The organism is Labrenzia sp. VG12 (genome assembly GCF_002237595.1).
GTDB lineage: Bacteria > Pseudomonadota > Alphaproteobacteria > Rhizobiales > Stappiaceae > Roseibium.
Map to the genome: position 1 here is coordinate 1,982,651 of NZ_CP022529.1, position 19,997 is coordinate 2,002,647.

The window sequence follows — 19,997 nt, forward strand, 5'->3', positions numbered from 1 at the left end:
ACCGCACCTGGGGCGGCCAGGCCCGGCGGCAACCTCTCTTTCAGATTAATATCATCCTTTTCTCCGGCAATTTCTGTGCTATCGTCACGGGCAATCACCTAGGGGCAGAATAAAAATTCCTAAAATAACCAATGACCGATAAATATCTTCTCGACCCGTCTGACATCCGTGTCCTGCGCGTCCTGCAGCGGGATGCTTCGCTCTCCATTGCCGAAGTCGCAAAGGAGGCGGGCATGAGCCAAACACCCTGCTGGCGGCGGATAAAACGCCTGAAGGAACAGGGGATCATCCGCCAGATCACAGCCATTATCGACCGAGAATCTGTCGGTCTGGGCTTCGTGGCCTATTCCTTCGTCAAGCTTGCCGTTCCAAGCCGCGAAAACATGGAAACTTTCGACAAGCTGGTGCATCACTGGCCGGAAGTCGTCACATGCGAGCGTATCACCGGTGCCGTCGACTACCTAATCAAGGTCGTCACCGATGATATCAAAACCTACGACAATTTTCTGCGTCTGAAACTGCTCGACAACACGCTGGTGTCCGACGTGCAATCGCGCATCGTCGTCAATACGGTCAAGGATACCGTGGCACTGCCGTTGCGCGAGAGCTGAGACCCCGGCCAGGGAAGGACGTGGACGCCGTTGGTGCGGCTGCGTCCTGGACGCTCGTCGTGGAGAATGGCACCCAATAATCGCGTCTAGTCTCGTTCAATGCGCGTGACGAGGCCCGACTGCGGATCGACCTTGATCTCCAGTTTTTCGCCTTCGATCACGACCTCAACCTCGACCCGGTCAGGTTTGACCTCGATTTCCTGTATCTCGTAGCCATTGTCCTCAAGGCTCCTGGCAATCTCGGAGATCTTCAGGCCGACCGAATGACCGGGCTGGACCTGTGCCAGGGCCGCCTGCCCCGAAACGACCAGAAAAGCGGGGACTATCGCGGCCACGAGTCCATGGCGCAGGCTCGGTAACATTTTGTGTCTCCGGTTTGGTTATCACCATTGTTCGGGACACAGATGGGATGCCCGGGCAACTTTCCTAATTACAAATGGGACACGTTAGACCAAGCCGAAATGCAACCCGCATCAGACCCGCTGCGGGCGCGAGGTCGAAACCGGCCCGGACGCGTCAGGTTTCCCGGTGTCCCGGTTTTCGTCCGAGATCAGGGAACCGTAGAGCAACTCGTCAATGAAAAGTGACAGCAGCTGCGGACGGCCCGACACGCCGGCCTTCCTGTAAATCGCGTTGCATTGGGCCTTCACGGTCCCTTCCGCGGTTTTGCGAATTGAGGCGATTTCCGAAATGGTAAAGCCCTTCAGCGCAAGCAGCGCAACGTCGCATTCGGATGGCGTCAGACCCCAGGTCTCGAAATGCTCTTCCAGCATCGTGGCAAAGGCGCCGGAGGCGGCCTTGACCTGTTGTTCCAGGCGTTTTTGACGGGTCATGGTCTTTCGCACTTCAAAACCGGTGGCCACCAGACTGACAACCAGCGCCGCGACGACCAGGTTTTCCACGATGTCGTTGCCGATCACCGAAGCAGGGTTTTCTCCCCAGACCCAGTCGACGACTTCTTCCGTGACGAGAAAGAAAACGCAAATCGCCTGCAGGCCGAAGAGGAGCCAGGGCCAGGCAATTTTCCAGTTGGGCAAAGTCGGCATTGTTCGAAATCATCTCCCTGAAGGCAGGCACGAGAGCGGCCGTCGCGACGCCGGTCTGATGGGCCGCATGATGCGGTGTTTCCAGGGGTAAACCAAGGCCGTTTGTCGAATGATGCATCATAGGCAGAATTTGGTGTTGGCCCCCGGCCGGGTGGTCGGGGCGGACCACGGCGGGTCCGGCCGGGGTTGGCCGGTCAGATATCAGTCGTCGTCTTTCTCATCGTCCTCGTCCTGACCATCCAGTTCCATTTCCAGAACCAGGCCGGACGTGGCATCGACAACAACTTCCATCTCCTTGCCATCCAGGGAGACTTCGGCCTCGATTTCACCATTCTCGGTTTCAATCTCTTCCACCGTGTAACCCTCGGCGGTCAGCGCGGCGCGGATCTCGTCTTCCGTCGTGCCGAGCGTATCGCCGACGGAAACCGCGGCCACGGCAAGACTTGTCCCGGCCAGAAATCCGGTTAGGGAGAACAGGGTAAGCGCAGTAGATTTGATCGGGAGCGTCATGGGGGGTCCTTTGACTGTTGGAGGTCGGGCCAACGGCACCTTCAGCGCCGCGGCTTCCGATTTGCCCGTCCAACGCCGGGCGCTCCATCCCTCAAAGGCTTATAAACCCGCGGCTCAACCAAGGTTTAGGCGGGTTTAGAAAAGGTTTATTGAAAGAACCGCCCCGGTGACAGGCCAGCCGGATCGAGCAAAGGATCCTTACCCGCGATCATTGAAGCGAGCAGACGCCCTGTAATCGGTCCAAGCGTGAAGCCGTCATGGGCATGACCGAAATTCAGCCACAGGCCAGGCGTCAACGGAGACGCCCCCACGACCGGCAGGGAATCGGGCAGGCATGGCCGGCACCCCATCCAGACTTCGTCTTTCAGACGCCGGCCAAGCGGGAAAAGCTCCTCGGCCCGCCGTTTAGTCCGCTTCAGGACCGCCGGATTGGGCGGTGCGTCGCGCGCTGCAAGTTCCACACCTGTCGTCAGGCGGATACCGTTATCCGTCGGTGTCAGGACAAACCCGTTTTCAACGTCGACAACCGGACGCGACAGCGACGCTCCGGAAAGAGGCCGGTAATGCATGTGGTAGCCGCGTTTGACGGCAAGCGGATAGGTTTCACCGAGCTGCGTCAGCAGGTCGTCAGACCAGGCGCCCAGCGCCACCACGGCCTGGGAGGCCGTTATCTCGCCGCGCTCACAGCTTAATTGCCATACGCTCCGGTGGCGGGTCAGCCGCCGCGCGTCGCCCCGAAAGGAGCTGCCCCCTTCCCGGATGAAACCCCGCCAGAACGCGTCGACCACAGCCCCCGGATTGGAAACGGAGCAGCTTTCCAGCCAGTGCAGCGCCTTCAGCCCGCCGGTTTTCAGTCCGGGCTCCAGAGCATTGATCTCGCTGTCTCCAAGTTCATCATAGGCAACGCCGAACACCCGTGCGTATTGGCGCTCCGCGTTGCTCTCCTTGAAGCCGGCCTCTGTGCGATAGAGATGCAGCCAGCCGCCCTGGCGGTAGAAGCGGTCGGCATTGGTACTTCGCGCCAGCTCCAGATGCTCTTCGACTGCGAATGCCCTCAGGGGCGCGACCACCCTGGAATAGATCTCGGCACCGCGCTCGCTGCCAGCCTTATGGAACTGCCTGATCCAGGGCAGCAACCGGAGGACCGTGGCCGGATCAAGCGACACGGCGCTGGATTGCCCCAGGAAAATGCCGAGCAGCTGCAGCGGGTGCGTCGGCACCTTGTGCGGCACAAAACCATTGCGCTGCACGATGCCGGCATTGCCGAAAGAGGCCTCCTCACCCGGATGCTTCCGGTCGACCAACGCCACTTCCAGTCCCAGGCGGCGCAGATGCAGGGCAGTGGTAACGCCGACGATGCCGGCACCAAGCACGATCACGTCAAAGGATTGCGTCTGTCTTGTTTTTGCTGTCATACCTGTTCCGGTCGGTCCAGGGTCATTGGGTCTTGCTTGAGGTCCTGCCATCCGTCAATTCGGACCGTACCATCTGCCAAGCCAGCCATGTCAGGAGACAACACTAGATGATTCGGATGATCGGGGCAGGCCTGGCGTGGATTGGACGTCACGGCACGGCCGCACTTGTTGTGAGTATCTTTATCGGCGTCGCCCTGCCGGCCCTGTCCGCCTATATGCGCCCCTATCTCGGCATCTCTGTCTTCAGCCTCCTGACTCTTGCTTTCCTGCGCGTCGACCAGGATGCCATTGTCCGCCGTCTGCGCCGGCCAACGCTGCTGATCGCAGCCCTTGTCTGGATGATGCTGGGTGCCCCGCTCCTGACCTGGATGGCCATCCTGGCCATTGGCCCGGACCAGCTCGGCCCCGACATCGTCCTGGCCCTCTATATCGCGACCGCGGCACCGCCCGTCATGGCCGCTCCAGCCTTTATCTACCTGCTGGGCCTCGACGGCACCTTGAGCCTTGCCCTCTCGGTCGCCGCACTCATCGTAACCCCTTTGACAGCGCCCCTCGTCGGAGAACTCATGCTTGGCCCGTCGCTGCCCCTGAGCGTTGGCGGCCTGGCCCTGCAATTGTCCGCGCTTCTGGTCGGCGCCTTTCTGTTGTCCTTCATCTTCCGGCGCCTGGCCGGGCGTGAACGTCTGGTGCGCTCGTCCCACCACATCAGCGGGCTGAACGTCCTGCTGCTGCTGGTCTTCGCGATTGCTGCCATGGACGGGGTCGCGGCAAGCTTTGCCGCAAAGCCTGGATTTACGCTTGGATTGACCGCCCTCACTTTTGCGCTGGCGCTTGTGCAGATGCTGCTGTCGCTTGCCCTCTTCGCCCCCGCAAGCCGCGAAGACGCCTATGCCATCGCCCACACCTGCGGCACCCGCAACATGGGCCTGATGGTGGCCGCGCTCGGCGGCACCTTGCCCGAACTCACCTGGCTGTGGTTCGCCGTCGGCCAGTTCCCGATCTACATGCTGCCGATGATGCTGAAACCCTTCGTGCGGCTCTACTGCGGACCGAACGCCGGAAGTGTGACGTAGCCGGTCTTTCCCATGAGCGTGGTATGCTTATCTGCCGCTCCAGGATGACACCAACCAACCCCCGAAGGAGCCTGTCCGTGACTTTTATCCGCGCACTCAGATGCCTGTCCCTTCTCGTCGCCGCCGGTCTTCTGTCCCCGGCGGCCTTTGCCGGCGACACGGCAAAACTGCATGTGCTCGGTTTTTCCAAGACCGGCAGTTTCTTCGCCTTTGAACAATACGGCTTCCAGGATGGCTCCGGCTTTCCCTATTCGGAAATCTTTGTGGTGGATGTCATCGGCGACAGCTGGGTGAAACCCTCGCCTTTCCGCCTGCGCAAGGACGTCGATGTCGGCCTGGGGGATGCCGCCGACAACGCTCTGACGGCCGCGCGCTCCGAAAACCGCCTCAACGCGCAACCGCTTCTGAAGGACAAGGCAATCGCCGGCAAGGGCGACACGGTCGGCTTCAGTCCGCTCACGGAACTGACATCCGATCCCCACAAGATGGTCGTCGCCCCGCGCGTGTTCTTTCAGGAGGGGGACAGCCCGGTGGAGCTCACCCTGTCCGAATACGCGCTGCCCGACGCAACGTGCCAGGGCTATGGCGCAGAAACCAGGGGCTTCCGCCTCACCATGGTGTATGACGGCGTTACGCGTGTTCTCAACGAAGACAAATCCGTTCCCAAGAGCCGCAAGTGCCCGCTCAGCTACCGTATCGAGCGGTTTGTGACCTTCTTCCCTGCCGAAGCACCACCGGTCTTTGCCGTCCTCCTTCAGATGGACAGCCTCGGATTTGAAGGTCCGGACAGACGGTATCTGGCGATAACCGGACGGCTTTGAGCAACTAAACCGATTGAGGCCTGCCGCGCCGCCTTGCCCGCAAGGGCCAGAAATGCTAGCGCGGCGGCACAAGATTTCCGCGGCCCAAGTCGAGGCCGCACGGGCCATTCGGGAGACTGCCATGCCGCGCGACATCAAGATCGCTCCGTCCATCCTCGCCTCCGATTTTTCCAAGCTGGGCCAGGAGGTCCGCGACGTTGTTGAAGCTGGCGCCGATTGGATCCATCTCGATGTCATGGACGGCCATTTTGTACCCAACATCACCTTCGGCCCGGACGTGATCGCAAAACTCCGCCCCCATACCAACAAGGTCTTCGACACCCACCTGATGATCGAACCCTGCGATCCCTACCTGGAAGCCTTCGCCAAGGCCGGCTCGGACATCATCACGGTGCATGCGGAAGCAACCACCCATCTCGACCGCTCGCTCCAGGCCATCCGCAACCTCGGCAAGAAGGCAGGCGTGTCGCTCAATCCGGCCACGCCTGAGAACGTTCTGGAATACGTGCTTGACCGGCTCGATCTAATCCTGGTCATGACCGTGAACCCGGGTTTCGGCGGACAGAAATTCATCGAGTCCCAGGTCGAAAAGACCCGGCGCATCCGTGAGATGATCGGCGACCGTCCGATCGATCTGGAAATCGACGGCGGCGTCACTCCGGCAACCGCGCCGCTCGTGGCCGCTGCCGGCGCCAATGTGCTTGTGGCCGGCTCGGCCGTCTTCAAGGGCGGGTTCGTGGACGGCTACCGGGAGAATATCTCGGCGATCCGCGAGGCAGCGGCAGAAGCTTAAGGATATGATGTATGCGGGAGCAAGCGGCCGATCCTTCGGGAAGGGCCTGCGGCCCTCCTCAGGATGAGACCGTTGATTGCTGCAATGCCAGAATTTGCTGGATGGATCGATACCAAAGACTGCCGTCTGAGTCTTAAAGTCCCGCAAATCTGACTGTTCGGTATTGCCACACCCTCAGACCTCATCCTGAGGAGGATCGCTAGGTCCGTCTCGAAGGATCGGCCGCTTGCTACCGGTTTTCTCCGGCATTTTTACCGTGTTTTTTCCCTCGCCGAGAAAGCTTCGGAAGCGCTTCAAAATCGCCCCGGATCAGCGCTTCCTTCTTTTCTCGCCGCCATTTCTTGACCTGACGCTCAAAGGCTATCGCGTCCGTGATCCGCTCAAAGTGACAGTTAAAGACAAGCGATAGCGGCCGGCGCCGCGCTGTGAAGCCGTCATAAACACCTTGCTCATGCTCACTTAGGCGGGTTTCAAGGTCCTTTTCCGTGACCCCGGCATAGTAGCTGCCATCGGCACAGCGCAGGATGTAAACGGTCGCACTCATGCGACATGCTTAACACAGCAGACACAACCATTGCGAGAAATACTGAGCAAGTAGCCCATCCTTCGAGACAGCGCTGACGCGCTTCCTCAGGATGAGGTCTGGAATTTGGCTGTCACTGGAAAGAGTTAGGCACTAAGCCTTGTTTCAATCGGCAGAAACCGAACGGTTCCCAAACCCAACAATCTCATCCTCAGGAGAGCCGCAGGCCCGTCTCGAAGGATCGGCCGCTTGCCCGAGGTTACGATAAGCCTCAAAAATCAGGGATTTCCACGCAACACCTTCACAACCGCAACAACCCGTCTTCCCGATGAGACACTCCCTCGGTTAAGCTCCCAGTTCGAAGACAAAAATCCGGGGGGATTCGTCTTGGCGCATATGGAACGCAGTATCGGGTTGCTTGGGCTGACTTTTGTCGCCATCAGCGGCATTCTCGGCTCCGGCTGGCTGTTTGCCCCGCTTCTGGCCGCCCAGGCGGCTGGCCCCTCCTCCCTGATCGCCTGGATGATCGGCGGCTTTGCCATGCTGCTCCTGGCGGCGACCTTTGCCGAGATTGCAACGATCCTGCCTGTTGCCGGCGGCATTGGCCGGGTACCGCATTTTTCCCATGGCTCGGTCGTTTCCATGACCATGGGCTGGACCGCCTGGGTCGGCTACAACACGACGGCGACCATCGAGGTCGAGGCCGTCCTGCGCTACTCGAAGAGCATGGCGCCCTGGCTCTACGGCCCGGATGGTCTTCTGACACCCGCCGGGCTTGGTGTTGCCTGCCTGCTCTTGCTGTTCTTCACCGTGCTGAATGCCTTTGGTGTCAAATTCTTTGCCAGGATCAACACGGCGCTCACCTGGGTCAAGATCGTCATCCCCGCGCTGCTCGCCGCCGTGATCCTGACCTCCGAATTCCGCTATGCCAATTTCAGCGACTATGGCGGCTTCGCGCCGGAAGGGCTCAAGGGGATCCTGTCGGCCATCTCCACCGGCGGTGTCATCTTCGCCCTGATCGGCTTTCGGCACGTGATAGACATGGCCGGGGAAGCCCGTAACCCGAAAGTCAACGTGCCCCTGGCGCTTGTGCTGTCCCTCGTGGTCTGTCTGGTGATCTACGGCGGTCTGCAGCTCGCCTTTCTGGGCGCGCTTGATCACGCACAGCTGTCGGATGGCTGGCCGGCGCTGCACTTTACCGGTGAGCTCGGTCCCATGGCGGCCCTTGCGACAGCGGTCGGCGCGCTCTGGATCGTCAGCATTCTGGACACCAGCGCCCGCATTTCCAGCTTCGCCTCGGGGCTCGTCTCCGTTGGCTCGAATGCCCGCCTGGGTCTTGCCATGGCGCAGAACGGCCTGTTCCCGAAATTCATGGAAACCCTGTCTGCCCGCGGTGTGCCGCTGTTTTCGCTTCTGGTCAATTTTGCAGTCGCGTCGCTGTTCTTCGTGCTTCTGCCCTTCAAGGAAGTGCTCGCGCTCAACACCTCCTCGATCGTCCTGTCGTTCATTGTCGGACCGATCGCCGTTTTGTCCTTCCGGCGTCTGTTGCCCGACACACCTCGCGCCTTCGTCCTGCCCGCCGCCCCGGTCTCCGGCTGTCTTGCATTTGTTGTCGCCAGCCTGATCATCTACTGGAGTGGCTGGCACACGATGCTGCATCTCGGCATCTGCCTTGCCATCGGCTTTGCCCTGATGCTGGTGCGCAGCAAACAGGGCGGGTTCGACAGTCTCGACTGGCGCGAAGCGGCCTGGCTGCCGCCTTACCTGATCGGCCTTGTGTGCTTTTCCTATCTGGGGTCTTTTGGCGGAGGCTCCGGCATGCTGCCCGTCGGTCCCGACATGATTGCCATTGCCCTGATGGCCACGGGCATCTACCTGCTGGCGGTCCGGCTCAGCCTGCACAAGGACAAGTTCAACCGCTATATCGCCGAGGAAGAACTCGACGAGATGCTGGAATATGACAGCGTCGACGATGCCCCGGTCGAACGGCCTGACTTCAAGCGCTGATTCAGCCGATATGTCGAGCGTGCACGCGGCCGCCGGGTGGGCCTAGGGCAGCTGTGTCAGGCTCTCCAGATACAGCACACCGCCGTAGTTGACGAATTTCGCCAGCACGCCCTTGTCGTAAAGCTCTCCGGCCTCTTCTCCGCCAGGATCATACTGACAGCCGACATAGACGTGGTCCGGGTTTTCCTTGTCGAGATCCGGGTCAAAGCCCAGGGACCATTGCGGCGTTGTCGCGCAGGGTCCAAGGCTGCCGATGGCCGCACTCAGGCCGGCAGCACCGGAGGGTGACGCCATGAACCTGGAAAAGTCAGGTTCTGCCGACAGAGCCGACCCGGCACTGGTGACAAGGGTCATGACAGCGATGGCAAGAGGGCGATAAATCATCTGTTTTCCAATCAATCAATGAAGTCGGCCGCAGTCGGTGCGGCCAGTTTGGTTATGAGGCTCAAAGGAGGAGAGCAACCGGGTCAGCTGAACAACCGGCCGGGTTTCTGGCCAGGAGCGGGCGGGGAAAGTTTTTGCGCAAGCCCCGCCGGGTAGAGGTCCAGTCCCTTGGCAGCAAGCTCATCGAGCGTGATCCACTTTGCCGTGCCCATGGTATCGTCATTGATCTCGTAGATGACGGTATCCATGCGGTAGTAACTGCTGTCCGTGAAATGGGCATGGCACAGGAAAACGATCTCGTGACCGGTGACACCGTGATGCTCATAGATGTTTTCCATCACGAAGTGATTGTCGAGCAGTGTAATCCGCGTGCCCAGCTCTTCCAGGAATTCACGCTGAAGTGCGTCACGCCAGGGCTCACCGAACTCCACGGAACCGCCGAGCGGGCGCATGCCCGTCACCCGGCCGGCGTCATCACGGATTTCAGACAAGAGCAAGGCGTCATCCTGCCAGATCAGGGCCATTGCCTTGACCGTTATGGAACTGGACGGGCGCCAGATCGTCATGCACCGCTCCTTTTGAACAGCTAAGCCACGTGTCTGAGAGGTAAAATTCACATTGTACGGCAGCGCTGCAAGCAAAAACCGCCGTGCCGCATTGAAGCGCCCTCCTCCATTTGCTATGCCGCAGCCAGAAATTCTCTCAAAAACGAGGTCCTGCCTGCGATGATCCCGCGCTATTCCCGTCCCGACATGGTTGCCATCTGGTCGCCGGAATCGAAATTCCGCATCTGGTTCGAGATCGAGGCCCATGCTTGCGACGCGCTGGCGGAACTCGGCGTGATTCCCAAGGAAGCCGCCAAGACGATCTGGGAAAAGGGCGGCAACGCGACTTTCGACATCAACCGCATCGACGAGATCGAGCGGGAAACCAAACACGACGTCATCGCCTTCCTCACCCATCTGGCGGAAATCGTTGGCCCGGATGCGCGTTTCGTACACCAGGGCATGACCTCTTCCGACGTGCTCGACACCTGCTTCAACGTTCAGCTGGTCAAGGCGACCGATCTCCTGCTCGCCGACATGGACGCGCTGCTTGCCGCGATCAAGCGCCGGGCCATGGAACACAAGGACACGGTCTGCATTGGCCGGTCCCACGGCATTCACGCCGAACCGGTCACCTTTGGCCTGAAGATGGCCGAGGCCTATGCCGAGTTCGACCGCTGCAAGACCCGGCTTCTGGCCGCCCGTGAGGAAATCGCCACCTGCGCCATTTCCGGCGCCGTCGGCACCTTCGCCAATATCGATCCGTCCGTTGAAGAGCATGTTGCCAAGGCCATGGGCCTGCAGGCCGAGCCGGTCTCCACCCAGGTGATCCCGCGTGATCGTCATGCCATGTATTTTGCAACGCTCGGCGTGATCGCGTCGTCGATCGAGCGCGTCGCCACCGAAGTCCGCCACCTGCAGCGCACCGAAGTGCTCGAGGCCGAGGAGTTCTTCTCCAAGGGCCAGAAGGGCTCATCGGCCATGCCGCACAAACGCAATCCGGTCTTGACCGAAAATCTCACCGGCCTTGCCCGCATCGTGCGCGGCTATTCCATCCCGGCCATGGAAAACGTGGCGCTGTGGCACGAGCGGGATATTTCCCACTCTTCGGTAGAACGCATGATCGGCCCGGACGCGACCGTCACCCTGGATTTCGCCCTGGTCCGCCTCACCAGCGTCATCGACAAGCTGATGGTCTATCCGGAGCGCATGATCGGCAACATGGACCGTCTCGGCGGCCTGGTGCATTCCCAGCGTATCCTGCTGGCCCTTACCCAGGCCGGGTCGTCCCGCGAAGACGCCTATCGCCTTGTCCAGCGCAATGCCATGAAGGTCTGGGACAGCTACCAGGTGGCCGGCTCCGCATCGGTCGATTTCCTGAGCGAACTTTTGGCGGACGAAGACGTGCGCAAATACCTGTCCGAAGAAGAGATCCGCGACCGCTTCGATCTTGGCTATCACACCAAGAATGTCGATGTGATCTTCGAGCGGGTCTTCGGCGAAAGCTGATCGGTAAAACTTCGCGGCCATCAGGTGCCTGTCCCCAATCACGGCACAACACGGTGGCAGCGCGCAGCCTGATCCTGAGGAAGCGCGCTGCGCTTCCTCAAAATACGGTTTCGGGTCAGGCAAACCCACGCACATCTGGTCTTCCAGATTTCCCGTCAGCGACGGAATCAAGCGGAGCGCATCCATGAAAATCGCAGTTGTGTCCGACATTCACGGCAATGTCCTTGCGCTGGAAGCCGTGCTGGCGGATCTCAGGCTGGAAGCCCCGGACCTCGTCGTCAATCTTGGCGACTGCGTGTCCGGCCCGCTCTGGCCGGAGGAAACGGCCGCAATTCTGCGCGAAACCGGCTGGCCGACCATTCGCGGCAATCACGACCGCATTGTGCTGGACAATCCCATCGACAAGATGGGACCGACAGATGCTTTCACAGTCGAGCGCCTGAGTGAGGCGAGCCGGGACTGGCTGTCCACCTCGCAGCCCACAATCCGGCTGACGGACGACATCTTCCTGTGCCACGGCACCCCGGACAACGACGACCGCTACCTGACCGAGAAGGTCGATGGCCCGAAGGGCCACCTGCCGGACGAGGAGACGCTGCTCGCCGAGTTGAAGGGCGAAGCCGCACCTGTCGTCTGCTGTGGCCACACGCACATTCCAAGGGTGATCCGGTTGCAGAAGACCGGTCAGATCCTGCTCAACCCCGGCAGTGTCGGCCTGCCGTCCTACGAGGACGACCATCCGCACCGCCATGTCATGGAAGCCGGCAGCCCTCATGCCCGCTACGCCACCATGACCAACAACAACGGCGCCTGGAACTTTCAGGAAAAAATCCTGACCTACGATTGGGACAAGGCCGCGCGCGAAGCGGAAAAAAACCGACGCCCGGGCTGGGCACGCTCTCTTCAGCACGGGTTCTACGGCCCCCTGTCCTGAGCTGATAGCAGATCACGTTTTTAAAATTTCCGCTGGGTAAAGAGAAATTCGCTCGAAAATCGGTTAAACTCTCCAAGGGCAGATGGAGAGTGAGACCGTGTTCAACAAAGCATTCTCGGCCGCCATGATTTGCGGCTGCCTTGCCCTTGCCTTCACGATGCCGGTTGAAGCGTTGCCAGCACCAAAAGGTAATCTGACCACGACGCTGGCCAAGCATCTGCCACTGGTCAAGATCGACCAACGCAGCGGCTTTACCAGTGGGCAGGCGCCCCAGCGCCGCCCCCAGCACTATCTTGGTTATCGCGGCTATCCCAAATACCGATATGGCTACCGCCGCTACAATGGATGGTGGTATCCGCCGGCCGCCTTTGCCTTTGGCTTCAACGTGGTTCCACCGCCCTATGTTGTGGTGCGTCCGCCGCTCTACCTGCCTCCACCTCGCTATGCACCTCACCTGAGCCCGGTCCACTATCAGTGGTGCGACGAACGGTATCGCTCGTATCGGGCCGCCGACAACAGTTTCCAGCCCTACAAGGGCCCAAGGCGCGCTTGTCTCTCGCCTTATGGTCCCTGAGCTCAGCAAGCGTTTGTTCGGTGCCGTGCAGCCCGTTTGACAAGACCCAAGATTATCTGCAACAGAGCGGGTAACCGCTTCTTTCTTCGCGACAGGCTGAGACACGTGAAAATTTCCGAGACTGACATTCTTCTTGTTCCCGGCTACGGCCAGATTCTCCCGGGACACTGGCTGCTGCGCTGGCGCGACAAGATGCCGACCGCCCGGATCGTCAAGCAGGCCGAGCTGCATCAGCCGGAGCGCCATGTCTGGCTGGACACCCTGGTTGCCGAGGTTGAGGCCTGCGACAAGCCGGTTGTTCTGGTCGCCCACTCCCTGGGCTGCATTCTGGTGGCTCATGGCGCGCATGCTCTGAAGGACAAGATCCACGGCGCCTATCTCGTCGCCCCGTCCGACTGGGACAGGGACGGACTGGTTCCGGAATTTGACGGCGGGGATTTCAAACCGGTGCCGCTGCAGCCCCTGCCCTTCCAGACACATCTGGTCGCCAGCCGCAACGATCCTTATTGCGATTACGAGCGCGCACAGGCCTTTTCAAAGGCCTGGGGCACAACGTTTCAGGATGCAGGCGAAGCCGGCCACATCAATCTGGAAAGCGGGCACGGCCCCTGGCCCGAGGGCCTGATGTCCTTTGCCCATTTCATGAAACGGCTTGACTGAGCCCGCAGAGCTTAAGCTCAATACCCCGTTGCCGGGCCATCCTTGACGTCTCCAAGCCAGGCGACTTCCCTGAGGCATGTCCGGGCGGAATGATCCAGGAAAATGGTGTCGATGCCATGCGACATCAGGCGAAAGCCCTGGTGATAGGCTTCCTCGACCTTGTCGGCGTTCAGACAGAAGATGCCGGCCAGCTTGCCGGCTGCCAGGGTCTTTTGGGCAATATCCGCGCAGGCTTCCGAGGTCCGCGCTCCATTGGGATCAAGCGCCGCGCCTTTAGACAGGGTCAGGGACAGATCGCTCGGCCCGACAAAGACGCCGTCCAGACTGTCGACGGTCAGGATGTCGTCCAGCGCGTCCATGGCCTCCTCAGTCTCGATCATCGCCAGCGCCAGGGTCTGCCGATTGGCGTTTTTCAGATACTGGTCGCTGGTCTGTTCGCTCAGCATCGCCGCCCGGAACGGCGACCAGCTGCGCTCACCTTCCGGCGGATACTTGACGGCCCTTGCAAATTCTTCCGCCTCTTTCAGGGAATTGATCATCGGCGCGATCAGGCATTCCGCGCCCATATCGACCAGCCGGCCGGCCAGCGCATTGTCACCGACCGGAATGCGGGCTATGCGGTGAGCACCGCCAAGGGCAATGGCTGCCAGCGTGGTGCAGGCGTCATCAAAATCGTACATGCCGTGCTGCAGATCGATGGTCACGGCCTCATAGCCGGCCCGGGCGAACAACTCGGGCACCATCGGCTCGGACAGGAGCGACCAGCCAGTGACAACGGCCTGTCCGGAACGCAATTTGTCGGCGAGAAACGGTTTGTCGGTCACGGGGCGCTCTCCTTTTTTGGACTGGAGCATAAGATCTTGCCGGACGAAACGACGCAAGTGCCGATTGCCCCCCAAGCCGTCCAACACGTTTTACCTCCAACAAAAAACGCCCGCCGAGACCGGCGGGCGTTTCTGAAAACTTTTCGTTCGAAAGCGGATCAGCCTTCGTTCTGAAGCTGCTCGACGGCGGTCGCCATCAATTCTTCCATGTTGCGGCGAATCTGGTGGTCGGACTGTTCGACATTGTTTTTGTCGAAATCTTCGCGCAGCTTGCGGAAGACGTCTTCGTCGCCCGGCTCTTCGAAGTCGGCGCGAACCACTTCCTTGGCATATTCCTCGGCCTTGTCGCCCTCATACCCAAGAAGCCCGGCAGCCCACAGGCCCAGCAGCTTGTTGCGCCGGGCGTTTGCCTTGAACCGCAGCTCCTCGTCATGCGCAAACTTGTTTTCAAATCCCTGCTCGCGCTTGTCGAATGTGCTCATATTCATCGTCTCCTGAACTGCGCTGATGCACTGCCCCCTATATGGGGTTGATTTGGCCTCTTGCATATCCCCGCAGGGCCAGCAAATCAACGCAGTACCTTCACTCATGCGTCAAAAGCATAACGGCCCCGCAAAAACCTTAGGCATGGCGCGGGAAACCAGGATTGTACTTTTCTCCCGCTTCGGGTAAGTTCCGCGCCGCAAAATAGGGCTTGCAGCCTTAGGGCGCCCGCCGGTTGACGTAAAAAACTCCCGACGGATGGACGACAAGGTGAGCAGGAACCCGTCACAGGTTTCTCTAATAACAAACGGTATAGCCTATGAACCGCCGCCGGCGCATTTACGAGGGTAAAGGCAAGATCCTTTACGAAGGTCCGGAACCGGGAACCCTGGTTCAACACTTCAAGGACGACGCGACCGCCTTCAACAACAAGAAGCACGAGATCGTTGACGGCAAGGGCGTGCTCAACAATCGCATCTCCGAATTCGTCTTCAATCATCTCAATGCCATTGGCATTCCGACCCATTTCATCCGCCGCCTCAACATGCGCGAGCAGCTGATCCGGGAAGTCGAGATCATTCCGCTGGAAGTCGTGGTGCGCAATGTCGCCGCCGGCTCCATCGCCAAGCGGCTCGGCCTGGAAGAAGGCACGCAGTTGCCACGCTCCATCATCGAGTTCTATTACAAGAACGACGAGCTCGACGATCCGATGGTCGCCGAAGAGCACATCACCGCGTTTGGCTGGGCAACACCTCAGGAGCTCGACGACATGATGGCCCTTGCCATCCGCGTCAACGACTTCCTGTCCGGCCTGTTCCTGGGTGTCGGCATCCGCCTGGTCGATTTCAAGATCGAATGCGGCCGTCTGTTCGAGGGCGACATGATGCGCATCGTGATTGCGGACGAGATTTCGCCGGACAGCTGCCGTCTGTGGGACATCGAGACCAACGACAAGATGGACAAGGACCGCTTCCGCCGCGATCTGGGCGGTATGCTGGAAGCTTACCAGGAAGTCGCCAAGCGCCTCGGCATCATGCTCGGCAGCGAACGGCCCGTAGGGTCGGGTCCGACCCTGGTGAAGTAACAGTGATGCAATCGGGACACATGTCGGATTCTATTTGACAAATCGGACCTTGCGTCACGATTGCCCCTGTAAAAAACACCCATTAAACGCCCTCTTGTTTTCAACAAGGGGGCGTTATGTCTTTTCAATCAAAATCCATTCTCAAGACGGTTGCCGTCACATTGCTTTGCGGCCTTCTGGCAGCCTGTCAGACGACTGGTCTGAAGCCGGGAAGCATTCAGACGAACTACGCACCAGCCGGCTGGACCAAAAAAACATCGAACGGCTTCACCGGCTATGTCTGCCATGCTCCACGCTGCAAGTCGGATCGCCTGATCGCTCACGGCCCGGTCAAGGTGTCCGGGGACATGGAAAAGGCGATCAAGGACGGAGTTCTGTCCCGTGAACTCTTCAACGCCATCGCCAATGTCTACAATATTGCTTCCAAGGATCAGGAAAAGATCACGATCACGCGGCGCGTCGTGAAAAAGGACTACGCCGGATTTGATTTCACCGCCTATTTCAAGGACCGGGAGGGTCGCATCTGGATGACGGGCCGTTTCATTATCCAAGACAACCGGGGATCGGTTCTCGTTGCAGCTTCGCGCTCACGGAGTGTCGCGAACACCTATTTCAAGCGGTACCTGAGCAACACGACCATCAAGCGGCTTCCGTAAACCACCGCTTTTGTCCACATTGCTCTTCCTCTTCTGGGGCTCCTCGTGTATGGGGAGCCCCAAACTGTTTGTTTTGCGCTCAGCGCAAGTGTTGCGGGGACCCACACATGAAAGCACGCGTCATCGTCACCTTGAAAAACGGTGTGCTCGATCCTCAGGGGAAAGCCATTGAAGGCGCGCTTGGCGGCCTCGGATTTGGCGATGTCGGTTCCGTCCGTCAGGGCAAGGTGTTCGATGTCGAGCTGACCGGTTCCGATGAAGCGGCTGCCAAGGCCGAGCTGGAGCAGATGTGCGAAAAGCTGCTCGCCAACACCGTTATTGAGAACTACGCCATCGAGATCGCCTGAGGCCGGGAGCCATCATGGATGAAGACGCCCGCAAGGCGGTGACTTTTCTGGCCCTCAAAGCGGCCATCTTCATCCTTGTGCCAGCCCTTGCAGCTCTTCTTGCCGTTTTCTTCCTGCTCTGACTTCCGGACCCAAACACATGAAAACCGCTGTTATCGTTTTCCCAGGCTCCAACCGCGACCGAGACATGTTCCACGCCCTGGAACTGATCACCGGAACCCGGCCACAGAGTGTCTGGCACACGGAAAGCACGTTGCCCGATGTCGATCTGGTGGTGGTGCCTGGCGGGTTTTCCTATGGCGACTACCTGCGCTCCGGTGCGATCGCCGCGCGCTCGCCAATCCTGAAGGACCTGGTGGCCAAGGCCGACAGCGGCGTGTCGGTCTTGGGCGTCTGCAACGGTTTCCAGATCCTGACCGAAGCCGGCCTGTTGCCCGGTGCGCTGATGCGCAACGCCGATCTTCACTTCGTCTGCAAGGAAGTGATGATGGAAACGGTCAACACGGCAACCCGCTTCTCCTCCAAATTCGAGAAGGGCCAGGTCTGGCGCTGCCCGGTCGCCCATCACGACGGTAATTATTTCGCCGACGAAGACACGCTCAAGCGGATCGAGGACAACGGCCAGGTCGTATTCCGGTATGCCAACGGCACCAATCCGAACGGCTCGATCAACGACATTGCCGGCATCATGAACGACAAGGGCAATGTGCTCGGCATGATGCCGCATCCGGAAAACCTGGTCGAACCGCTGCATGGCGGCCTCGACGGCCGGACCCTGTTCGAAAGCCTTGCCGACGCGGCCTGACAGAGCACACAGGGAGGCGGGAATGACGGAACTCAAACTCGAAAAGGACGTCCGAACCCGCCTCGCCCAGCAGATCAAGCGTTATCTGGACGAAGACCTGGACATCGATATCGGCAACATGGATGCCGAGTTGCTGATGGATTTCCTCACGCCGACCCTCGGTGCGCATTTCTACAATCTCGGCCTGAAGGACGCCCAGGCGCTGTTCGCACGCAAGGCCGACGATATCAATGACGAGCTTTATGCCCTGGAGCGCCGTATCGACGAGCGCGGTTAGGACTGAGTTCCGCCCGAAAAAGTCGGTCGTCATTGCCTTGCGTGTTCCGGCAGTTCCTGTCGCCTCCTCCCCATAGTTGCTAGGTGCATGCGGAACCTGAATCGGCATGGGCGCCATGGTCTATCCGTGGCATGACGACGGGGCAAATCCGACAAGGACACGAGCTGTCGCTCTCCATGTTCCTCACGCAGCTTCAACCGGCCGCTTCTTGGGCGAATAGCCGAACCGGCGGGAGAAGGCGCGGGAGAAAGCCGCCGGACTGGCAAAGCCGCACAAGGTTGCAACGGCCTTGACCTGACGCCCGGCTTCCAGCTCCGCGCGTGCAATGTCCAGTCGCCAGTTCGACAGGTAGCCCATCGGCGTGATCCCGACGAGATCCTTGAAGGTGACCGCAAACTGCGTGCGCGACATGCCGGCCGCAGTCGCCAGTTTTTCAAGGGTCCAGGCCTCGCCAGGTGCCTCGTGAATCGCGACCAGCGCGGCGGCAATCCTCGGATGCGCGAGCCCGTTCAGCAGACCCGTATCCGCCTTACCCTCCTCCATTGCGTGCCGCAGGAGGCGGATCACCACCACTTCACACAGGCGCTGGAACACCGCCTGTCCGCCGCAGCGCGGCTGCGTCACTTCCTCGATCAGGGGCGTCACCACCGCGTTCAGATAGGGCTCTTCGGCAAGCGGCACGGAAATGCAGTCCGGCAGCGCGTTGATCAGCTGGCGGCCAATGCCTGAAATGGTGATCCGCGCGGCAACAAGTGTCGTTTCCCGCTCGCCAGGCGCAACATCGGCACAATCACCGATACCATCCTGCCGCAACGGACAGAAAACAAGGCGCAATGCCTCGTCGTCAGACTTGTAGATCCGGAAATTGGCCGTATCCAACTCGGTGCCACCAGCAAGCGTATTGGCCACATGAACGCGCAGCCGGTCAATCAGGGAAGACAGCCGATCCAGTTTGCCATTGAAGGATGTGCGATAGGGAACCTGCATTTTCCGTACTCCAAGGCAACTTTTTAGAATGTTTATATCACAATCGTTCACTAACTTAGGGGTATCTGCAAGGAAAAAGACACCTTGCCCATTGGAAAAGAGGTAAATCATGCTTGTTCCCCGCCAGTCGGTTCCCGCGCTGACCGTCGAAACGCTCGACAACGGAACCTTCGACCTGTCCGGCGATGGTGCGGATTTCGCAACGCTGGTCGTGTTCTATCGCGGCCTGCATTGTCCGATCTGCGCCACCTATCTGAAGGAACTCGGCCGTCTTAGCGAGGATTTCGCCGCCAAGGGCGTGAAGACAATCGCGATTTCCTCCGATGACCAGGACCGCGCTCGGAAGATGGCCGACAAGGTTGCCCAGCCTGGCCTGCGCTTCGGGTACGGTCTGCCACTGACGGTCGCACGAGACTGGGGGCTGTTCATTTCTACCAGCCGGGGCACGACATCCATCGGAATCGAGGAACCGGCGCTCTTTTCCGAACCGGGTGTGTTCCTGGTCAAGCCGGACGGAACGCTCTATTTCGCCTCTGTCCAGACAATGCCGTTTGTGCGCCCGCATTTCCAGGAGATGGTCGGCGCCCTCGATTTTGTCCAGAAAAACGACTATCCGGCCCGCGGCGAATATACCGGCGCGGTCTGAACGCAAAATGCCGGACACGGGACTGCATCCGTGTCCGGCAGTCAACAAGGCTCCGCCGGGGGCAGCGGTCCTTGTCAGGGGCTGAATTGCTCAGGCCGGGGCTTTTGCACCAGGGCCTTTCCGGGTCAGACAGGTCTGGTCTGACCCGGAAAGACCCTGGTTTGGAAAATGGGCTTCAAGACCGGCCCTCGCGCCGGCCGCCAATGTCCCAGAACGGACGCTGCGCTTCCTGGCGCGCCGCTTCCCGACTGAGGCCGAGATCATCCAGTTGGTGATCACTCAGTTCCAGGAGATCCAGCCGCGTCCGCCTTGCCCGCAGGAACAGGAACAATTGGCTCCTGATCTCCGACAAGAAGCTTGAAGGGGCGCTTGGCGCGCCAGTCAGCGTGTGTATTGCACTCATTTCTTACTCCAAAGGGTTACAATTTGTGTTGCACCAAACATTGTAGCGCTACAATCATATGAATTGACTCAATGACGGAT

27 protein-coding genes are annotated in these 19,997 nt (G+C 59.9%); 16 read left to right on the forward strand and 11 right to left on the reverse strand.

The window, feature by feature from the left end:
* Nucleotides 1–131: 131 nt before the first annotated feature.
* A complete protein-coding gene (locus tag CHH27_RS09245) occupies nucleotides 132–611 on the forward strand; it encodes an Lrp/AsnC family transcriptional regulator (RefSeq protein WP_006939550.1) in 480 nt (159 codons plus the stop codon).
* An 86-nt stretch (nucleotides 612–697) separates the two neighbouring features.
* On the opposite strand, the gene CHH27_RS09250 is transcribed toward CHH27_RS09245, so the two are convergent.
* From CHH27_RS09250 to CHH27_RS09265, 4 genes are all read right to left on the reverse strand, one after another.
* Nucleotides 698–973, reverse strand: coding sequence for a PepSY domain-containing protein (locus CHH27_RS09250; RefSeq protein WP_094071327.1), 276 nt, complete (start codon nucleotides 971–973; stop codon nucleotides 698–700).
* A gap of 111 nt (nucleotides 974–1,084) precedes the next feature.
* Entirely contained in the window at nucleotides 1,085–1,657 is a 573-nt protein-coding gene (locus CHH27_RS09255; protein ID WP_094071328.1) for a helix-turn-helix transcriptional regulator, read from the reverse strand.
* Nucleotides 1,658–1,858: 201 nt separating this feature from the next.
* Nucleotides 1,859–2,167 (reverse strand): PepSY domain-containing protein, encoded by a 309-nt coding sequence (locus CHH27_RS09260; protein ID WP_094071329.1) that lies wholly within the window; start codon nucleotides 2,165–2,167, stop codon nucleotides 1,859–1,861.
* A 146-nt stretch (nucleotides 2,168–2,313) separates the two neighbouring features.
* Entirely contained in the window at nucleotides 2,314–3,582 is a 1,269-nt protein-coding gene (locus CHH27_RS09265) for an FAD-binding oxidoreductase (RefSeq protein WP_094071330.1), read from the reverse strand.
* Nucleotides 3,583–3,689: 107 nt separating this feature from the next.
* Between CHH27_RS09265 and CHH27_RS09270 the strand changes: the two genes are divergently transcribed.
* The 3 genes from CHH27_RS09270 to rpe all read left to right on the forward strand — a co-directional run bounded on the left by CHH27_RS09270 (nucleotide 3,690) and on the right by rpe (nucleotide 6,269).
* Nucleotides 3,690–4,655, forward strand: coding sequence for a Na+-dependent transporter (locus CHH27_RS09270; protein WP_208988742.1), 966 nt, complete (start codon nucleotides 3,690–3,692; stop codon nucleotides 4,653–4,655).
* A gap of 77 nt (nucleotides 4,656–4,732) precedes the next feature.
* On the forward strand, nucleotides 4,733–5,476 hold the full coding sequence (locus tag CHH27_RS09275; protein ID WP_208988744.1) for a DUF2259 domain-containing protein: 744 nt from the start codon (nucleotides 4,733–4,735) through the stop codon (nucleotides 5,474–5,476).
* Nucleotides 5,477–5,597: 121 nt separating this feature from the next.
* Complete coding sequence (rpe, locus tag CHH27_RS09280) at nucleotides 5,598–6,269, forward strand: ribulose-phosphate 3-epimerase (protein ID WP_094074629.1); 672 nt, start codon at nucleotides 5,598–5,600, stop codon at nucleotides 6,267–6,269.
* A gap of 229 nt (nucleotides 6,270–6,498) precedes the next feature.
* Here the strand turns inward: rpe and CHH27_RS09285 are convergent, their stop codons facing one another.
* Nucleotides 6,499–6,813, reverse strand: coding sequence for a GIY-YIG nuclease family protein (locus tag CHH27_RS09285; RefSeq protein ID WP_094071332.1), 315 nt, complete (start codon nucleotides 6,811–6,813; stop codon nucleotides 6,499–6,501).
* Nucleotides 6,814–7,188: 375 nt separating this feature from the next.
* Between CHH27_RS09285 and CHH27_RS09290 the strand changes: the two genes are divergently transcribed.
* Nucleotides 7,189–8,799 carry an APC family permease gene (locus CHH27_RS09290; RefSeq protein WP_094071333.1) on the forward strand — a complete coding sequence of 537 codons (1,611 nt, stop codon included), beginning with the start codon at nucleotides 7,189–7,191 and terminating at the stop codon, nucleotides 8,797–8,799.
* Nucleotides 8,800–8,841: 42 nt separating this feature from the next.
* Here the strand turns inward: CHH27_RS09290 and CHH27_RS09295 are convergent, their stop codons facing one another.
* Both CHH27_RS09295 and CHH27_RS09300 read right to left on the reverse strand, forming a co-directional pair.
* Complete coding sequence (locus tag CHH27_RS09295; protein ID WP_094071334.1) at nucleotides 8,842–9,183, reverse strand: hypothetical protein; 342 nt, start codon at nucleotides 9,181–9,183, stop codon at nucleotides 8,842–8,844.
* A gap of 83 nt (nucleotides 9,184–9,266) precedes the next feature.
* The gene (locus tag CHH27_RS09300; protein WP_094071335.1) at nucleotides 9,267–9,749 is read right to left on the reverse strand and encodes an NUDIX hydrolase; all 483 of its coding nucleotides are present in this window, start codon (nucleotides 9,747–9,749) and stop codon (nucleotides 9,267–9,269) included.
* Between the two features lie 159 nt (nucleotides 9,750–9,908).
* Between CHH27_RS09300 and purB the strand changes: the two genes are divergently transcribed.
* The 4 genes from purB to CHH27_RS09320 all read left to right on the forward strand — a co-directional run bounded on the left by purB (nucleotide 9,909) and on the right by CHH27_RS09320 (nucleotide 13,405).
* The gene (purB, locus tag CHH27_RS09305) at nucleotides 9,909–11,237 is read left to right on the forward strand and encodes an adenylosuccinate lyase (protein ID WP_094071336.1); all 1,329 of its coding nucleotides are present in this window, start codon (nucleotides 9,909–9,911) and stop codon (nucleotides 11,235–11,237) included.
* Between the two features lie 184 nt (nucleotides 11,238–11,421).
* Entirely contained in the window at nucleotides 11,422–12,171 is a 750-nt protein-coding gene (locus CHH27_RS09310) for a metallophosphoesterase (RefSeq protein ID WP_094071337.1), read from the forward strand.
* 97 nt (nucleotides 12,172–12,268) lie between these two features.
* The gene (locus CHH27_RS09315) at nucleotides 12,269–12,745 is read left to right on the forward strand and encodes a BA14K family protein (RefSeq protein WP_247646208.1); all 477 of its coding nucleotides are present in this window, start codon (nucleotides 12,269–12,271) and stop codon (nucleotides 12,743–12,745) included.
* A gap of 105 nt (nucleotides 12,746–12,850) precedes the next feature.
* The gene (locus CHH27_RS09320; RefSeq protein WP_094071338.1) at nucleotides 12,851–13,405 is read left to right on the forward strand and encodes an alpha/beta hydrolase; all 555 of its coding nucleotides are present in this window, start codon (nucleotides 12,851–12,853) and stop codon (nucleotides 13,403–13,405) included.
* A 17-nt stretch (nucleotides 13,406–13,422) separates the two neighbouring features.
* Here CHH27_RS09320 and CHH27_RS09325 read toward each other — a convergent pair whose 3' ends face one another.
* On the reverse strand, nucleotides 13,423–14,229 hold the full coding sequence (locus tag CHH27_RS09325) for an HpcH/HpaI aldolase/citrate lyase family protein (RefSeq protein WP_094074631.1): 807 nt from the start codon (nucleotides 14,227–14,229) through the stop codon (nucleotides 13,423–13,425).
* Nucleotides 14,230–14,387: 158 nt separating this feature from the next.
* A complete protein-coding gene (locus CHH27_RS09330) occupies nucleotides 14,388–14,711 on the reverse strand; it encodes a DUF1476 domain-containing protein (protein ID WP_094071339.1) in 324 nt (107 codons plus the stop codon).
* Between the two features lie 320 nt (nucleotides 14,712–15,031).
* On the opposite strand from CHH27_RS09330, the gene purC reads away from it, so the two are divergent.
* The 6 genes from purC (at nucleotide 15,032) to CHH27_RS09360 (ending at nucleotide 17,881) form a co-directional block, all read left to right on the forward strand.
* Nucleotides 15,032–15,796: a phosphoribosylaminoimidazolesuccinocarboxamide synthase gene (purC, locus tag CHH27_RS09335; protein WP_094071340.1), complete on the forward strand. Its 765-nt coding sequence runs from the start codon at nucleotides 15,032–15,034 to the stop codon at nucleotides 15,794–15,796.
* A gap of 116 nt (nucleotides 15,797–15,912) precedes the next feature.
* Nucleotides 15,913–16,452: a hypothetical protein gene (locus CHH27_RS09340; protein WP_094071341.1), complete on the forward strand. Its 540-nt coding sequence runs from the start codon at nucleotides 15,913–15,915 to the stop codon at nucleotides 16,450–16,452.
* Between the two features lie 107 nt (nucleotides 16,453–16,559).
* Entirely contained in the window at nucleotides 16,560–16,799 is a 240-nt protein-coding gene (gene purS, locus CHH27_RS09345; RefSeq protein ID WP_094071342.1) for a phosphoribosylformylglycinamidine synthase subunit PurS, read from the forward strand.
* A gap of 14 nt (nucleotides 16,800–16,813) precedes the next feature.
* On the forward strand, nucleotides 16,814–16,921 hold the full coding sequence (locus CHH27_RS28305) for a phosphoribosylformylglycinamidine synthase-associated small membrane protein (protein WP_094071343.1): 108 nt from the start codon (nucleotides 16,814–16,816) through the stop codon (nucleotides 16,919–16,921).
* Nucleotides 16,922–16,938: 17 nt separating this feature from the next.
* Nucleotides 16,939–17,604 carry a phosphoribosylformylglycinamidine synthase subunit PurQ gene (gene purQ / locus CHH27_RS09355; protein ID WP_094071344.1) on the forward strand — a complete coding sequence of 222 codons (666 nt, stop codon included), beginning with the start codon at nucleotides 16,939–16,941 and terminating at the stop codon, nucleotides 17,602–17,604.
* A gap of 22 nt (nucleotides 17,605–17,626) precedes the next feature.
* Nucleotides 17,627–17,881 carry a DUF2164 domain-containing protein gene (locus tag CHH27_RS09360; protein ID WP_094071345.1) on the forward strand — a complete coding sequence of 85 codons (255 nt, stop codon included), beginning with the start codon at nucleotides 17,627–17,629 and terminating at the stop codon, nucleotides 17,879–17,881.
* 183 nt (nucleotides 17,882–18,064) lie between these two features.
* Here CHH27_RS09360 and CHH27_RS09365 read toward each other — a convergent pair whose 3' ends face one another.
* Entirely contained in the window at nucleotides 18,065–18,868 is an 804-nt protein-coding gene (locus CHH27_RS09365) for an AraC family transcriptional regulator (RefSeq protein WP_094071346.1), read from the reverse strand.
* Nucleotides 18,869–18,977: 109 nt separating this feature from the next.
* Here CHH27_RS09365 and CHH27_RS09370 point away from each other — a divergent pair, with 109 nt between their 5' ends.
* Nucleotides 18,978–19,514 (forward strand): peroxiredoxin-like family protein, encoded by a 537-nt coding sequence (locus CHH27_RS09370; protein ID WP_094071347.1) that lies wholly within the window; start codon nucleotides 18,978–18,980, stop codon nucleotides 19,512–19,514.
* 175 nt (nucleotides 19,515–19,689) lie between these two features.
* On the opposite strand, the gene CHH27_RS09375 is transcribed toward CHH27_RS09370, so the two are convergent.
* Nucleotides 19,690–19,917, reverse strand: a complete 228-nt coding sequence (locus CHH27_RS09375) for a DUF1127 domain-containing protein (protein WP_094071348.1) — start codon at nucleotides 19,915–19,917, stop codon at nucleotides 19,690–19,692.
* Nucleotides 19,918–19,997 lie beyond the last annotated feature (80 nt).

Coding starts and splice junctions, on each gene's coding strand:
- CHH27_RS09245 (WP_006939550.1), top strand. CDS start 132: ATGACCGATAAATATCTTCTCGACCCGTCTGACATCCGTGTCCTGCGC.
- CHH27_RS09250 (WP_094071327.1), bottom strand. CDS start 973: ATGTTACCGAGCCTGCGCCATGGACTCGTGGCCGCGATAGTCCCCGCT.
- CHH27_RS09255 (WP_094071328.1), bottom strand. CDS start 1,657: ATGCCGACTTTGCCCAACTGGAAAATTGCCTGGCCCTGGCTCCTCTTC.
- CHH27_RS09260 (WP_094071329.1), bottom strand. CDS start 2,167: ATGACGCTCCCGATCAAATCTACTGCGCTTACCCTGTTCTCCCTAACC.
- CHH27_RS09265 (WP_094071330.1), bottom strand. CDS start 3,582: ATGACAGCAAAAACAAGACAGACGCAATCCTTTGACGTGATCGTGCTT.
- CHH27_RS09270 (WP_208988742.1), top strand. CDS start 3,690: ATGATTCGGATGATCGGGGCAGGCCTGGCGTGGATTGGACGTCACGGC.
- rpe (WP_094074629.1), top strand. CDS start 5,598: ATGCCGCGCGACATCAAGATCGCTCCGTCCATCCTCGCCTCCGATTTT.
- CHH27_RS09285 (WP_094071332.1), bottom strand. CDS start 6,813: ATGAGTGCGACCGTTTACATCCTGCGCTGTGCCGATGGCAGCTACTAT.
- CHH27_RS09290 (WP_094071333.1), top strand. CDS start 7,189: ATGGAACGCAGTATCGGGTTGCTTGGGCTGACTTTTGTCGCCATCAGC.
- CHH27_RS09295 (WP_094071334.1), bottom strand. CDS start 9,183: ATGATTTATCGCCCTCTTGCCATCGCTGTCATGACCCTTGTCACCAGT.
- CHH27_RS09300 (WP_094071335.1), bottom strand. CDS start 9,749: ATGACGATCTGGCGCCCGTCCAGTTCCATAACGGTCAAGGCAATGGCC.
- purB (WP_094071336.1), top strand. CDS start 9,909: ATGATCCCGCGCTATTCCCGTCCCGACATGGTTGCCATCTGGTCGCCG.
- CHH27_RS09310 (WP_094071337.1), top strand. CDS start 11,422: ATGAAAATCGCAGTTGTGTCCGACATTCACGGCAATGTCCTTGCGCTG.
- CHH27_RS09330 (WP_094071339.1), bottom strand. CDS start 14,711: ATGAGCACATTCGACAAGCGCGAGCAGGGATTTGAAAACAAGTTTGCG.
- purC (WP_094071340.1), top strand. CDS start 15,032: ATGAACCGCCGCCGGCGCATTTACGAGGGTAAAGGCAAGATCCTTTAC.
- CHH27_RS09340 (WP_094071341.1), top strand. CDS start 15,913: ATGTCTTTTCAATCAAAATCCATTCTCAAGACGGTTGCCGTCACATTG.
- purS (WP_094071342.1), top strand. CDS start 16,560: ATGAAAGCACGCGTCATCGTCACCTTGAAAAACGGTGTGCTCGATCCT.
- CHH27_RS28305 (WP_094071343.1), top strand. CDS start 16,814: ATGGATGAAGACGCCCGCAAGGCGGTGACTTTTCTGGCCCTCAAAGCG.
- purQ (WP_094071344.1), top strand. CDS start 16,939: ATGAAAACCGCTGTTATCGTTTTCCCAGGCTCCAACCGCGACCGAGAC.
- CHH27_RS09360 (WP_094071345.1), top strand. CDS start 17,627: ATGACGGAACTCAAACTCGAAAAGGACGTCCGAACCCGCCTCGCCCAG.
- CHH27_RS09365 (WP_094071346.1), bottom strand. CDS start 18,868: ATGCAGGTTCCCTATCGCACATCCTTCAATGGCAAACTGGATCGGCTG.
- CHH27_RS09370 (WP_094071347.1), top strand. CDS start 18,978: ATGCTTGTTCCCCGCCAGTCGGTTCCCGCGCTGACCGTCGAAACGCTC.
- CHH27_RS09375 (WP_094071348.1), bottom strand. CDS start 19,917: ATGAGTGCAATACACACGCTGACTGGCGCGCCAAGCGCCCCTTCAAGC.